Here is a 12,262-nt window from a genome sequence, read left to right on the forward strand (position 1 = left end):
CGCCAGCGTGCCGGAAACTGGCTCCGTGAGGACAAAACCGACCAAGGACGAACTGGCCGCCGCGTACGGCAAGACCATCGACGACGTCATCGCGCCGGGCCTGGACGTGCTGTTCTGCGGGATCAACCCCGGCCTCTACTCCGGCGCGCTCGGCCTGCACTTCGCCAGGCCCGGGAACCGGTTCTGGCCCGCGCTGCATCGCGGCGGTTTCACCCCGCGCCTGTTCGACCCCGGCGAGCAGGACGAGCTGCTCGAACTCGGCCTCGGCATCACGAACGTCGTCGCGCGGACGACGGCGCGAGCCGACGAGCTGACGAAGGACGAATTCCTCGAAGGCGGACGGCTCCTCACCGCGAGGGTCGCCGAATACCGGCCACGCTGGCTCGCCGTGGTCGGGATCACGGCCTTCCGGACCGCCTTCGGCCTGCCGAAGGCGAAGGTCGGCCCGCAGGAGAGCGGGATCGGTGACACCAACGTCTGGGTTCTGCCGAATCCGAGCGGGCTGAACGCGCATTGGACACCCGCGGCGCTCGGGGACGAGTTCGGCCGGCTCCGCGCCGAAGTCCACTCTGAGTAGTGAACGCGCCAAGTTCTCCCGCCGGCGCGCTCATTCGAGCCAGAGATCCACAACCAGCAGATACGCAGAGTTTGCTGCGACGATGCGATACATCTATGAGGGGGATACCGCGTCACGTCCGCCGACCTACTGACTCGTAATAGTTACGAGGTGTTATTTCCGTCCGGTCCCGCAGGGGGGACCGGTTGACGAGGGTGACCACGCCGGGGGGCCGTGGGCGCCGAATGGACGTCATGTCCTCTCGTCCGGGGATGACGGGCAGGAAAACGGAGGGGTCCGTGACGCGAAGCATCGAGCCGAACCGAACGCAGGCCGGGAGGCCTGGCGGACTGCCACCAGGCGGACGAGGCCTCGGCGTGGCCGCCGTCGATCCGATCCCGATCTTCTGCGAGGGCCTGAGTTCGCTGGTCCACCGCACGCCGGGGCTGCAGTGGCTCGGGCACGCGAACAGCCATCACGCCGCGCTCCAGTTGTGCGAGCAGCTCAAACCGGACGTGATCGTGCTGGATTCGGCGCTCGACCCGAACTGCCACCTGTCCCGGCTGCTCAGCAACGGCGATCCGGCGCTGGTCATCATCACGCTGGTCAGGGACACCAACCGCACGCAGCAGTACCTCGCCGCGGCCATCGCGGCCGGGGTGCACGCGATCGTGCCGCGGGCGACCGACGGGCGGCATCTGACCGAGGCGATCCGGCGCGCGCACAGTGACCGCCGCTACATCGACCCGACGTTGGCCGCGTTGACGGCGCGACCGAAGCGCCAGCCCGTCCTCCCGAAACCGGGCGACGCGCCCAAACCCGCGACCGCGCGCGGCCTGATGCCGCTGTCCCGCCGCGAGTACCAGGTCCTTCAGTTGGTCGCCGAGGGGCTGGAGAACTCCGGGATCGCAAAAATCCTGTTCCTGTCCGTGGAAACCGTGCGGACGCACGTCAAGAGCATCCTGCGCAAGCTTTCCGCCCGCGACCGGACACACGCGGTCACCATCGCCTTCCGGTCCGGCATCCTGGTCACGCATCCGGATGACGCGCACAATCCGGCGGACGCCACGCCCGCCCCTTCGATCGCGCCGTCACCCCGCTGAGACCCCCTGTATTGCTGATTTACACATCACAACAGTGGCCATTCACTTGCCGCCGGTTACCCACAGGTAATATCCTGAAGTTACCGGCGAGTAGGGGACGTGTGCCCGGCCGGGGAGCCGAACACATTGGAGTGACGAAATGGGCCACTACAAGAGCAACGTCCGAGACCTGGAGTTCAACCTCTTCGAGGTCCTCGGCGTACAGGACCGCCTCGGCAAGGGCGTCCTCGCGGAATCCGACGAGGAGACCGCGCGCGGCGTGCTGACCGAGCTGAACAAGCTCGCTTCCGGTCCCCTCGCCGACTCGTACGCCGACGCGGACCGCAACCCGCCGGTGTACGACCCGAAGACCTTCTCGGTGAAGATCCCCGAGTCGTTCAAGAAGAGCTACCAGGCGCTGATGGACGGCGAATGGTGGCGGCTCGGCCTGCCGAACGAACTGGGCGGCTTCGGCCTGCCCCCGACCGTGCAGTGGGCCGCGGCCGAGCTGATCCTCGGCGCCAACGCGCCGCTGTTCATGTACATGGCGGGCCCGAGCTTCGCCGGGATCGTCGACAAGAACGGCACCGAAGAGCAGAAGCACTGGGCGCAGATCATGATCGATCGCGGCTGGGGCGCGACGATGGTGCTCACCGAGCCCGACGCCGGTTCCGACGTCGGCGCGGGCCGCGCCAAGGCCGTCAAGCAGGAGGACGGCTCCTGGCACATCGACGGCGTGAAGCGGTTCATCACCTCGGCCGAGAACGACATGGTCGAGAACATCATGCACCTGGTGCTGGCCCGTCCCGAGGGCCCCGGCATCGAGACCAAGGCCGGCACCAAGGGCCTGTCGCTGTTCCTCGTGCCGAAGTTCCACTTCGACGGCAAGACCGGTGAGCTGGGCGAGCGCAACGGCGCCTTCGTCACCAACGTCGAGCACAAGATGGGCATCAAGGCCTCGACCACCTGCGAGCTGACCTTCGGCCAGCACGGCACCCCCGCCAAGGGCTGGCTGCTCGGCGAGGTGCACGACGGCATCGCGCAGATGTTCCAGGTCATCGAGTACGCCCGCATGATGGTCGGCACGAAGGCCATCGCGACGCTGTCGACCGGTTACCTCAACGCGCTCGAGTACGCCAAGGAGCGCGTCCAGGGCGCCGACCTGCCGAACATGCTGAACAAGACGGCGCCGCGCGTCACGATCACCCACCACCCGGACGTCCGCCGCTCGCTGATGCTGCAGAAGGCGTACGCCGAGGGCCTGCGTTCGGTGTACCTCTACACCGCGACGTTCCAGGACCAGGTGTGGACCGGCGAGGGCGACGAGGCCTCCCAGAAGATCGCGCACGGCGTCAACGACCTGCTGCTGCCGATCGTCAAGGGCGTCGGCTCGGAGCGCGCGACCGAGCAGCTCGTGCAGTCGCTGCAGACCCTCGGCGGGTCGGGCTTCCTGCAGGACTACCCGATCGAGCAGTACATCCGCGACGCGAAGATCGACTCGCTGTACGAAGGCACCACGGCCATCCAGTCGCTGGACTTCTTCTTCCGCAAGATCGTCCGCGACAAGGGCGCTTCGCTGGCCTACCTCGCCGGGGAGATCACGAAGACCATCGAGTCGGAGATCGGCAACGGGCGACTCAAGAACGAGCGCGGTCTGCTCAAGCAGGCGCTCGAAGACACCCAGGGCATGCTCGGCTCGCTGATCGGCTACCTGACCACGTCGCAGGAAGACCCGCAGAACATCAACAAGGTCGGCCAGCACACGGTCCGCCTGCTGATGTCGGTCGGCGATCTGCTCATCGGCTGGCGGCTCATCAGGCACGCCGAGGTCGCCATCGGCAAGCTCGACGCGGGCGCGTCGGCGAAGGACACCCCGTTCTACGAGGGCAAGATCGCCGTGGCGTCGTTCTTCGCGAAGAGCGTGCTGCCGGAGCTGACGTCGCGCCGGGCGATCGTCGAGGCCGCGGACAACAGCCTCATGGACATCTCCGAGGCCGCTTTCTAAACGATTTCGTGAGAAAGGCCCTCTCCCGGTGCGGGAGGGGGCCTTTCTGGTTTCGAGGGGGTTTCCCGGGGGAATTTCCGTGCTGAGTCCGCCCCTCGGCGGAGACCTCGGCAAAGGAGTCGCAATGACAGTCACCGGCATCATCACGGCGATCGTGGTCGGTTTGATCCTCGGGGTGCTCGGTAGGTTCTTCGCCCCCGGCAAGCAGTCGATCCCGATCTGGCTGACGATCGTGGTGGGTATCGCCGCCGCCTTCATCGGCACCTGGATCGCCCGCGGTCTCGGCTACGCGGACACCAACGGCTTCGACTGGCTCGAACTCATCACCCAGATCGTCGTCGCCGGCATCGGAGTCACCCTGGCGGCGAATCTCTACGGACGCCGGGGTGTCACCCGGTAAGGGGTCTTGAGGCGCGACACGGCCATTTTGGTGTCACGGTGGGCCCAACTCGATTCTCCAGCGAAGGAGGAACCATGTTGGGTGGCCTTTGGGGCATCATCACCACGATCGTGGTGGGCCTGATCCTCGGCGTCATCGGCCGGATGCTGGCGTCCGGCGATCAGAAGATCCCGATGTGGCTGACGATCGTGGTCGGCATCATCGCCGCTTTCATCGGCAACTGGCTGGCAGGCGTGTTCGGCGTCCGCGACACCGCGGGCATCGACTGGATCCGGCACGCCTTCCAGGTCGGCGCGGCCGTCGTCGGCGTCATCGCCGCGGCCGCCATCTACGCGAAGGTCAAGGGCGGCGGGCACCGCGCCATGACCTGACCAGGGCTACGGTCGGCCCCTGTGACCACTCGACTCGAACTCAGTGGCCAGGGGCTGACCTCCCTGTCCGGCATTCCCCTCCCGGCATCGCTCGAATACCTGGACCTGTACGACAACCGGCTGACGTCGGTTCCCGACGAGCTCTGGTCGCTTTCCGGGCTCCGGGTGCTGAATCTGGCCACCAACCGGCTGACCTCCGTCCCGCCGTCGATCGGCGCCCTGCGGCAGTTGCACACGCTGGACCTGGGCCACAACGAACTCACCGCCCTGCCGGACGAGCTCGGCGAGCTTTCCGGGCTGACGGAATACCTTTACGTGAGCGACAACCGGCTGACCGAGTTCCCCGTCGCGCTGTGCTCGCTCGGTCGGCTGAAATACCTGGGGTGCACGGACAATCGGATCGCGACGCTGCCGGACGATCTGTCCGGCCTGGCCTCACTGCGCGAACTTCGCTTGTACGGCAACGGATTGACCGCGTTGCCGGAGTCGCTGGGGACGCTTTCCTCGTTGCGCGAACTACATTTGCGGAAGAACCGGCTGACGTCGTTGCCGGACTCCCTCGGCGAGCTGAGCGAATTGCGCCAGCTGGACCTGCGCGAGAACCGGCTCACCACGCTGCCGGATTCGATCGCCCGGCTGTCCAAATTGGACAAACTGGATCTGCGGTGGAACAAGGAACTCCGGGAGCCGTCGTGGCTCGCGGACTTCGAGGCCCTCGGCTGCATGGTGCTGCGGTGAGGCTCAGGTGCAGAGGATCGTGACCCGCGGCGAGTAGGTCGCGTTGCGGGTCTCCCGGCGGACCTCCGTGCCGGTGACGACGTCGACGAGCACGCGGGTGTCCGAGGTGCTGAAACCGGCGGCGCCGGGATCCGGCACACACCCGGGGCCCGAGCCGACCTGCACCGGCTGGGGGACGTAGGAGTGCCGTTCGCCGCCGACGCTCTGGACCGAAAAGCGCTTCGTGCCCCAGATCCGCACGGTCACCGAACCGTTGGCGGGGATCACCTGGATCGCGATCCCGGTCGGGGCGTCGTTGACGATCTGCATCTCGACCGGTGAACCGTCGTTGTTGATCGCCTTGACGTCGCGCGCGCCCGGATAGCGGTCCAGGTAGTTGTCGTGCTCCAGATGCCCGCCGTCGGCGAGCCCCGCCAGGTACGCGGCGTTGTAGAGCGTCGTCGCCAGCTGCGAGACGCCGCCGCCGACCACGACCGGACCGGTGCCGTCCTCGTTCGCCGGGGCGGGGACATAACCCGCGGCCGCCGTCCTCGGCCCGGACCGCGCGCTGAGGCTGAACGTCTCGTTCGGCTTCACGATGGTGCCGGAGACGCGGGTGGCCAGCGTCTGCGTGTTCGTCATCGACGGCCCGCTCAGACCCGACGTGGTGAACTCGCCGATGACCTCGTTGATGCCGAGGACGTTCGCCGCGTCGGTGCTGACGGCCGGACTGCTGGCGTCGTAGACCGCCTTCAGCTCCCGCTCGTCGCTCTTCCCGAGCACCGTGGTCAGCGCGGTGAACGTGAGGTCCCAGTTGACCTTCCGCGCGTCCTTCGACGGCTGGACGGCGGGCCTGTCGCCGACGAAGACGATCTGCGCGTCCGCCCCGTCGGTCTCGGTCTCCTTGAGCTGCGGCTGCGCCGCGGCCCGCAGTTTGCCCTGGTCGATGCGGACTTCGAGGTTGCCGTCGTCGCGGGCGGCGAACTGGAAGGAGCCCGCGATCGTGTCCGGTTTCAGCGTCGCGTCCTTGCCCTCGCCGCGGATGACCAGCGGTTTCGCCACCGCCGGGACGACGATCTTGGCCAGCGCCGCGTGCACCCCCGGCGAATTCGCCTTCACCGGCGCGACGGTCACCTTCAGCTCGACACCGCCGTCGCTCAGCCAGCCGTCGGTGACCGCGGTGACCGCGGCCTTGGGGTCGGCGAGCGTCTGCCCGGACCGCGGTTCGACCGCGACCGGGAGGACACCGCCGTCGCTGCCCGCGACGGGCTGGAAGGCGATGTTCCCCTCGACCGGCGGACGATTCAGCTTCGCGGCGGCGAGGTCCGTGACGGCTCTTTCGAGCTTCGGCGCGTCGGTCCAGGTGACGACGCCGACCTCACGGCTGGTGAAGAACGACATCACCCGCGTGTACGGGCTCAACGGCTGATGACCGGCTCGGCCCAGCGTCTGAGGCCAGTCGAGCCCGAGGCCGGAAGACGTGGGGTACAGCACCGTGCGGACGTCTCCCGCGCGGATCCGCACCGGCTCGATCAGCTTCGGCTCCAGCTCGCGGCGAAGCTTCGACTCGGCGTCCTTGTGCGTGAGGCCGCCGACGTCGATCCCCGCGACGGTGACCCCGCGCGGGACGTCCCCGGCGCTGACGATCAGGTCCACCGCGTACGCGAGCACGAACAGGCCCATGAGCAGCCCGGCGGTCATGAAGGCCTTGCCGAGGCCCTTGCGGAACTTCGAGGCGGGCGTCGGCGGCGGGTGCACCACCCTGTCGCCCTCGAAAAGCTCGTCTACCAGGTCTTCGTCGGTCTCCGGGGAAGGAAGGAGCTCGTCGGTGAACAGGTCGGTGCCCGGTTCGTCGTGATCATCGCGCGCCAACTCTCACCACCCCTCCCGCGACCGGAGCTACAGGTAAAGCCCCGTGCCGTGTTCGGACCGTTCGGTCGCCACGGCGTGGATGTCCCGCTCCCGCATCACCAGGTGCCCCTCGCCCTGGATCTCGACCTCGTGCTGGTCGTCCGGGTTGAACAGCACGCGGTCGCCGGTCTTGACGTTCCGCACACTGTTGCCCACGCCCAGTACATCACCCCACGAGAGCCGCCGCGCGACCTGCGCCGTGGCGGGGATGACGATCCCGCCGGAGCTCCGGCGCTCGCCGTCCTCGGGGGACAGCTTCACGAGCACCCTGTCCTGCAGCATTTGAATCTCGAGTTTCGGCCCGTCTGACACGAGTACGACTCTACTTTCCCGGATCCCCCGCCATGACCAGGCTCAGCACGCTTTCTCCACCCTTTTCGAACCGGACGGGTACTCCCCAGTCCTGCCGGGTGATGCGGCAGGCGGGGTGCTCGCCTCCGTCGTCACAGCTCGCGGCCTGCGCGACGACCTGCAGAACGCCTTCGGTGACTCCGTCGGCGAAGCGGAGCTTGCGGAACAGGTCCGTGCCCACCCCCGCGCCGTCGGCCAGCAACTCCGGCGGCGACGCGCTGATCTCCAGGCGCGTCGAGGGGCCGTAGCGGTCGTCGAGTTTCTCGCCGGGAGGCGGGGTGAAGACGACGGAGAACTCCAGCTCACCCGGTGCCAGCACGGACGGCGGACGGCGGACGGCGTGCGCGTCCCCGGACACGGCCTGCTCGCCGAGCGGCACCGGCCCGATCCGGCCGCCCGCCGACTCGACGACCAGCAGTTCGCCGTCGTGCACCAGCAGGCCCTGTGGCTCCGCGAGACCGGTCGCGAGCGTGGTCACCCGGCGGGTGAGCGGGTCGTAGCGGCGGATGGCGCCGTTGTAGGTGTCGGCGATCGCGATGGTGTCGCCGGGCAGCACGGCGAGGCCGAGCGGATGCTGCAGGAGCGCCTTGTCCGCGGGCCCGTCGACGTGGCCGAAGGAGAACAGGTCGACGCCGACCGCGGTGTGCACGGTGAACGTCTCGCCCTCGGGCTGGATCCAACGCAGCGCCGACGTCTCGGCGTCCGCGATCCACAGCCTTTGCCCGTCGGGCGTGAGACCGGACGTCTGCGCGAAGAACGCTTCGTGGACGTCACCGTCTCGCAGGCCCTCGACGGTCGTACCGGCGAAGCGGCGGATGCTGCCCGAGACCGGCTCGAACACGCTCAGCGTGTGGTTGCCCGCCATGGCGACCACGACGCCGCCCGCGGGTCCCCACCAGGCGACGTCCCACGGACTGGTGAGGTCGATGTCGAGCGCCTTGCCGGTGTCGACGCCGTCGCGCCATTGGCGGCCGGTGCCGGCGACCGTGCTGACCTCGCCGGTGATCAGGTCGATTCCGCGCAGCCGGTGGCCGGCCGTGTCGGCGACGACGGCGTGGTAGCCCGCGCGCTCGGCGACCTCGTACGGCAGCAGCGTGATCCCGGACGGCTCGGTGAAGGTCGCCAGGTCGAAGGGGCCGTCCTGCGCGCCGCGGGCCCCGCTGCCGAAGCGGCGAATGATCGTCTCGCCGTCGGAGGCGAACTCGACGATGGAGTGATTGCCGGTGTCGGCGACCAGGATCCGGCCTTCGGCGGTGGTGACGGCCTTGCTCGGGAAGCGCAGTTCGGTGTGCTGCTCCTCGGCCGGGACGTACGGGCTGCCGCCGCGGCGCAGCGTGCCCTTGGCCTCGTGGGTCGCGACGAGGTCGCCGATCACCCGGCGCAGCGCCTCGGCGTGTCCTTCACCGGCGGCGACGTGCACGACGTAACCCTCGGGGTCCACGACGACCAGCGTCGGCCAGGCCTTGACCGCGTACTGCGACCAGGTGGTCATCTGCGGATCGTTGAGCACCGGATGGTGCACCTCGTAGCGCCGCACCGCCGCCTCGATCGCGGCCGCCTCGCCCTCGTGCAGGAACTTGGGCGAATGCACGCCGATGGTCACCAGGACGTCGGCGAACTCGGCCTCCAGCGGGCGCAGCTCGTCCAGCACGTGCAGGCAGTTGACGCACCCGCTGGTCCAGAAGTCCAGCAGGACGACGCGGCCGCGCAACCCGGCGAGCGTGATCCGCGCACCACCGGTGTTGAGCCAGACGTCGCCGGCGAGCTCGGGCGCCCGCACGCGGGACTGCGTTCGTGGAGAAGTCACGACATGAGTGAACTACACGCGGAGCCGCTCTGTTCCGAGGTCCAGGCGTTGAGAGGGCGAGCTCACCCCAGGGGAGGAGCCTCATGTGGGTGATGAGGGGCCGGGGCTTTCTCCCAGATCGACACGTGCCCGGTGCTCTCGGCGGTGAGTTCCGAGCGGTCCCAGCCCGCCCAGCGGTGCTTGAGGCGCATCCCGGCGATGCGCGCCATCAAGTCCATCTCGGCGGGCCAGGCGTACCTGAAGGGGATGCGGCGGAATCGCCCGGTCCCGTCCGGTGACACGGTGACGTGGTTCGACGTGAACTGCTGCGTCACCACGTCGTACTGGTCGAACCCGACGTAGCTGCCGGGTTTCATCGCGAACGGCACGGTGTCCTGCCCCGGTGGCAGGCGGCGCAGGTCCGGCAGGCCCACCTCGACGACGAACAACCCGCCCGGCCGCAGATGCGCGGACGCGTTGCGGAAGACGTCGACCTGGCCGTCCTGGGTGGTCACGTTGGAGATCGTGTTGAAGACCAGGTAGACCATCGAGAACTCGCCGGCCACCCGCGTCTTCGTCATGTCGCCGATCGTGACCCCGACCGCGTCGCCGCCCGGTTTGGCCGCGATCCGCGCCGCCATCGCCCGGCTCAGCTCGATGCCGCTCACCGGCACGCCACGCGCGGCCAGCGGCGCCGCGATCCGCCCGGTCCCGACGGCGAATTCGAGCACCGGTCCGTCGGCGAGATCTTCGAGGACGTCCACTATGGCCGCCACCGCTTCGGGCGCGTTCACACCGCCCGGGTCGTCGTAGTCCGTGGCCACACTCTCGGGGAACCAGCCGTCCGCCGGGTCGTCTTCCAAGCTCACGATCACCGACGCTAGCGCGCGACAGCGCCCTCTTCATCCCGTTTTCGCCGCCGTGTTCGAGTGGCATTAAAAGAGAAGGCGCCCCCGCGCCGGGCGACTTAGGCTCGAACACATGTCCACTGTTGAGCCCGCCTTCACCCTGAAGGAGGCACATGACCTCCAGGCGAGCTTGGCCGAACCCGTGCGTCCCGGGTTGAGCGAGGCCGAGCTCGACGACGTCGAAGCACGCTTCGGTTTCCGGTTCGCCGCCGATCACCGGACCTTCCTCACCGCCGGGGTGCCGATCGGCGACCGCTGGCCGGACTGGCGCTGCGGCAACCCCGAACAACTGCGAAAACGGCTGGATTGGCCGGTCGACGGGGTGCTCTACGACATCGAGCACAACGGCTTCTGGTTACCGGACTGGGGCATGCGGCCGATCGACCTGTCCGACGCACTCGATCAAGCCCGTGCGCACATGGCGCGTGTTCCGCAGCTGGTTCCCGTCTGCGGCCATCGCTATCTGCCGGGGATCGCCGGGAGCACGGGATATCCGGTGCTGTCGGTGTATCAGACCGACATCGTCTATTACGGCTATGACCTGCGGGGATACCTGCGACACGACTTCTGCGACCAGCCGCTGGGCCCGCCGCCGGAGGGCGGGCCGCGCCAGGTCGAGTTCTGGTCGCGATTCGTCGACTAGACGCCGCGTGGGGTGAAGCCCTCAGGTGGCGAGCCCTCGAGGAACAGCATCCGCAACTGGGCCTTGCCCTCCCTGATCCGCCGGGCGCGCCGGTACTCGGGAGAGTCGTACCACTGGCGGGCCCGGTCCATGTCGGGGAACTCGATGACCATGAGGCGCTGCGAGTCCCAGGTGCCTTCCACCGGTTCCGGCGTGGGGCCGGCGACCAGGTAGCGGCCACCGTGATCGAGGATCGATCGCTGGGCCACCGGGGCGTAAGCCCAGCCCGCCTCCTCGTCGACCACTCCGACATCCACCACGACGTATGCGGGCATTCACAACCTCCGGACACAGTGTGTAGTAATGACACACTGTATCCTCGCCGGGTGAGTGAGAGCGATGACGTGCCCCCGCGCCGCCGGGAGCGGCAGCGCGCGGAGACCAGCCGCGAGATCACGGAGATCGCGCGGCGGCAGATGGCCGACGCGGGGCCGGGAGCGATCACGCTGCGCGGCATCGCCCGTGAGATGGGCATGACCGCTCGCGCCATCTACAGCTACTTCCCCACCAAGGACGACTTGATCACGGCGCTGATCAGCGGAATCGGCGCGTCGCTGGCCGAGGCGCTGGAAACCGCCACCGACGCCGTGCCCGAGACCGACCCCGGCGGCAGGCTGGTGGCCTGGGGCCGGGGGCTGCGGGAATGGGCGCTGGCGCACCCCGAGGACTTCCGGCTGTTCTACGGGCGTCCCATCCCCGGTTACCGGCCGCCCGAGGCGGGCCCGGTGGACCGGACGGACCATCGCGTGTGCCACCGGCTGACCTCGCTGGTGGCCACCTTGTGGCAAGACGACCGGCCGGGAGAGGGCGCCTGGTCGGACCTGAACCCCGAGTACGTCGCGAAGATCCGGGAAGACCTCCCGGACGTGTCTCCGGCCGCGGCCGCGCTCGCGCTGCGCGTGTGGGGCCGGATGCACGGCTTGGTGGCCCTGGAGATCGACGGTCATGTCCGGTCCGTCGCGCGCGACCCGGCCGCGCTGCATCACGCCGAGATGCTCGACCTGGTCAGCTCGCTGCGGCGGTGAGGGTCAGGATTCGACGGTGGCCTTCAGCCGGGCCAGCGTCGCGGCGATGTTCGCGCGGTTGGCGTCGTCCCGCTTCCAGACCCCGGTGAACAGCGACGTCGGTCCGCGAAGCCAGCCCGGCCGCCGGTCCCACGTGCTCTCCACGGCCACGCAGCCGTCGCCCGAAGCCTCGATGTCGTACTGCCAGCGCGCCACGGGAAGTCCGGCGAAAGTGGTCACCTCGAAGGCGAACCGCTTGCCCTCTTCGGCGTCGGTGATCGTCGAGAGGGTGCTCCAGCGGCGGACCCCGCGACGGTTGCAGCCGCGGAACTTCGCGCCGACGGCGACGGTCTTCGCGTCGCCGACCCAGCGATGCCCCTCGTACTCCTCGGACATGCCCGCGAGCGCGCCCGGGTCGCTGACCAGGGCGTACACCTTCTCGGGCGGAGCGGTGATGGCGATCTTGCCGGTGGCGCTGGGCTGGGTCAT

Annotated in this window: 14 protein-coding genes; 8 read left to right on the plus strand and 6 right to left on the minus strand. The window is 68.7% G+C overall.

Annotation, left to right across the window (positions count from 1 at the left end):
• Positions 1–25: 25 nt before the first annotated feature.
• From mug to ACLJRM_RS08485, 6 genes are all read left to right on the plus strand, one after another.
• Positions 26–577, plus strand: coding sequence for a G/U mismatch-specific DNA glycosylase (mug, locus tag ACLJRM_RS08460; RefSeq protein ID WP_410662702.1), 552 nt, complete (start codon positions 26–28; stop codon positions 575–577).
• 278 nt (positions 578–855) lie between these two features.
• A complete protein-coding gene (locus ACLJRM_RS08465; RefSeq protein WP_233223044.1) occupies positions 856–1,659 on the plus strand; it encodes a response regulator transcription factor in 804 nt (267 codons plus the stop codon).
• 139 nt (positions 1,660–1,798) lie between these two features.
• On the plus strand, positions 1,799–3,643 hold the full coding sequence (locus ACLJRM_RS08470; protein WP_101611424.1) for an acyl-CoA dehydrogenase: 1,845 nt from the start codon (positions 1,799–1,801) through the stop codon (positions 3,641–3,643).
• Positions 3,644–3,767: 124 nt separating this feature from the next.
• Positions 3,768–4,043: a GlsB/YeaQ/YmgE family stress response membrane protein gene (locus ACLJRM_RS08475; RefSeq protein WP_101611425.1), complete on the plus strand. Its 276-nt coding sequence runs from the start codon at positions 3,768–3,770 to the stop codon at positions 4,041–4,043.
• A gap of 74 nt (positions 4,044–4,117) precedes the next feature.
• Positions 4,118–4,414 carry a GlsB/YeaQ/YmgE family stress response membrane protein gene (locus tag ACLJRM_RS08480; protein WP_101611426.1) on the plus strand — a complete coding sequence of 99 codons (297 nt, stop codon included), beginning with the start codon at positions 4,118–4,120 and terminating at the stop codon, positions 4,412–4,414.
• Positions 4,415–4,435: 21 nt separating this feature from the next.
• Positions 4,436–5,152, plus strand: a complete 717-nt coding sequence (locus ACLJRM_RS08485) for a leucine-rich repeat domain-containing protein (protein ID WP_101611427.1) — start codon at positions 4,436–4,438, stop codon at positions 5,150–5,152.
• Between the two features lie 3 nt (positions 5,153–5,155).
• Here ACLJRM_RS08485 and ACLJRM_RS08490 read toward each other — a convergent pair whose 3' ends face one another.
• From ACLJRM_RS08490 to ACLJRM_RS08505, 4 genes are all read right to left on the minus strand, one after another.
• Positions 5,156–7,003: a VanW family protein gene (locus tag ACLJRM_RS08490; RefSeq protein WP_410662703.1), complete on the minus strand. Its 1,848-nt coding sequence runs from the start codon at positions 7,001–7,003 to the stop codon at positions 5,156–5,158.
• 27 nt (positions 7,004–7,030) lie between these two features.
• Positions 7,031–7,324, minus strand: a complete 294-nt coding sequence (locus ACLJRM_RS08495; protein ID WP_101611429.1) for a GroES family chaperonin — start codon at positions 7,322–7,324, stop codon at positions 7,031–7,033.
• A gap of 40 nt (positions 7,325–7,364) precedes the next feature.
• Positions 7,365–9,173, minus strand: coding sequence for an NHL domain-containing thioredoxin family protein (locus tag ACLJRM_RS08500; protein WP_410662853.1), 1,809 nt, complete (start codon positions 9,171–9,173; stop codon positions 7,365–7,367).
• An 89-nt stretch (positions 9,174–9,262) separates the two neighbouring features.
• The gene (locus ACLJRM_RS08505; RefSeq protein ID WP_410662704.1) at positions 9,263–10,048 is read right to left on the minus strand and encodes a class I SAM-dependent DNA methyltransferase; all 786 of its coding nucleotides are present in this window, start codon (positions 10,046–10,048) and stop codon (positions 9,263–9,265) included.
• Between the two features lie 112 nt (positions 10,049–10,160).
• On the opposite strand from ACLJRM_RS08505, the gene ACLJRM_RS08510 reads away from it, so the two are divergent.
• Positions 10,161–10,730 carry a hypothetical protein gene (locus ACLJRM_RS08510; protein WP_410662705.1) on the plus strand — a complete coding sequence of 190 codons (570 nt, stop codon included), beginning with the start codon at positions 10,161–10,163 and terminating at the stop codon, positions 10,728–10,730.
• On the opposite strand, the gene ACLJRM_RS08515 is transcribed toward ACLJRM_RS08510, so the two are convergent.
• Positions 10,727–11,044, minus strand: coding sequence for a DUF1330 domain-containing protein (locus ACLJRM_RS08515; RefSeq protein ID WP_101611432.1), 318 nt, complete (start codon positions 11,042–11,044; stop codon positions 10,727–10,729). The two genes, ACLJRM_RS08510 and ACLJRM_RS08515, sit on opposite strands and share 4 nt — an antisense overlap.
• A gap of 51 nt (positions 11,045–11,095) precedes the next feature.
• Here ACLJRM_RS08515 and ACLJRM_RS08520 point away from each other — a divergent pair, with 51 nt between their 5' ends.
• Entirely contained in the window at positions 11,096–11,794 is a 699-nt protein-coding gene (locus tag ACLJRM_RS08520) for a TetR/AcrR family transcriptional regulator (protein WP_410601428.1), read from the plus strand.
• Between the two features lie 3 nt (positions 11,795–11,797).
• Here the strand turns inward: ACLJRM_RS08520 and ACLJRM_RS08525 are convergent, their stop codons facing one another.
• On the minus strand, positions 11,798–12,262 hold the full coding sequence (locus ACLJRM_RS08525; RefSeq protein ID WP_410662706.1) for an SRPBCC family protein: 465 nt from the start codon (positions 12,260–12,262) through the stop codon (positions 11,798–11,800).

Source organism: Amycolatopsis sp. lyj-84 (genome assembly GCF_046549075.1).
In the GTDB taxonomy this organism is placed as follows: domain Bacteria; phylum Actinomycetota; class Actinomycetes; order Mycobacteriales; family Pseudonocardiaceae; genus Amycolatopsis.

Excerpts from the sequence above, each read along its gene's own strand:
- ACLJRM_RS08470 (WP_101611424.1), top strand. The coding sequence starts at position 1,799 with ATGGGCCACTACAAGAGCAACGTCCGAGACCTGGAGTTCAACCTCTTC.
- ACLJRM_RS08475 (WP_101611425.1), top strand. The coding sequence starts at position 3,768 with ATGACAGTCACCGGCATCATCACGGCGATCGTGGTCGGTTTGATCCTC.
- ACLJRM_RS08480 (WP_101611426.1), top strand. The coding sequence starts at position 4,118 with ATGTTGGGTGGCCTTTGGGGCATCATCACCACGATCGTGGTGGGCCTG.
- ACLJRM_RS08495 (WP_101611429.1), bottom strand. The coding sequence starts at position 7,324 with ATGCTGCAGGACAGGGTGCTCGTGAAGCTGTCCCCCGAGGACGGCGAG.
- ACLJRM_RS08510 (WP_410662705.1), top strand. The coding sequence starts at position 10,161 with ATGTCCACTGTTGAGCCCGCCTTCACCCTGAAGGAGGCACATGACCTC.
- ACLJRM_RS08515 (WP_101611432.1), bottom strand. The coding sequence starts at position 11,044 with ATGCCCGCATACGTCGTGGTGGATGTCGGAGTGGTCGACGAGGAGGCG.
- ACLJRM_RS08525 (WP_410662706.1), bottom strand. The coding sequence starts at position 12,262 with ATGACCCAGCCCAGCGCCACCGGCAAGATCGCCATCACCGCTCCGCCC.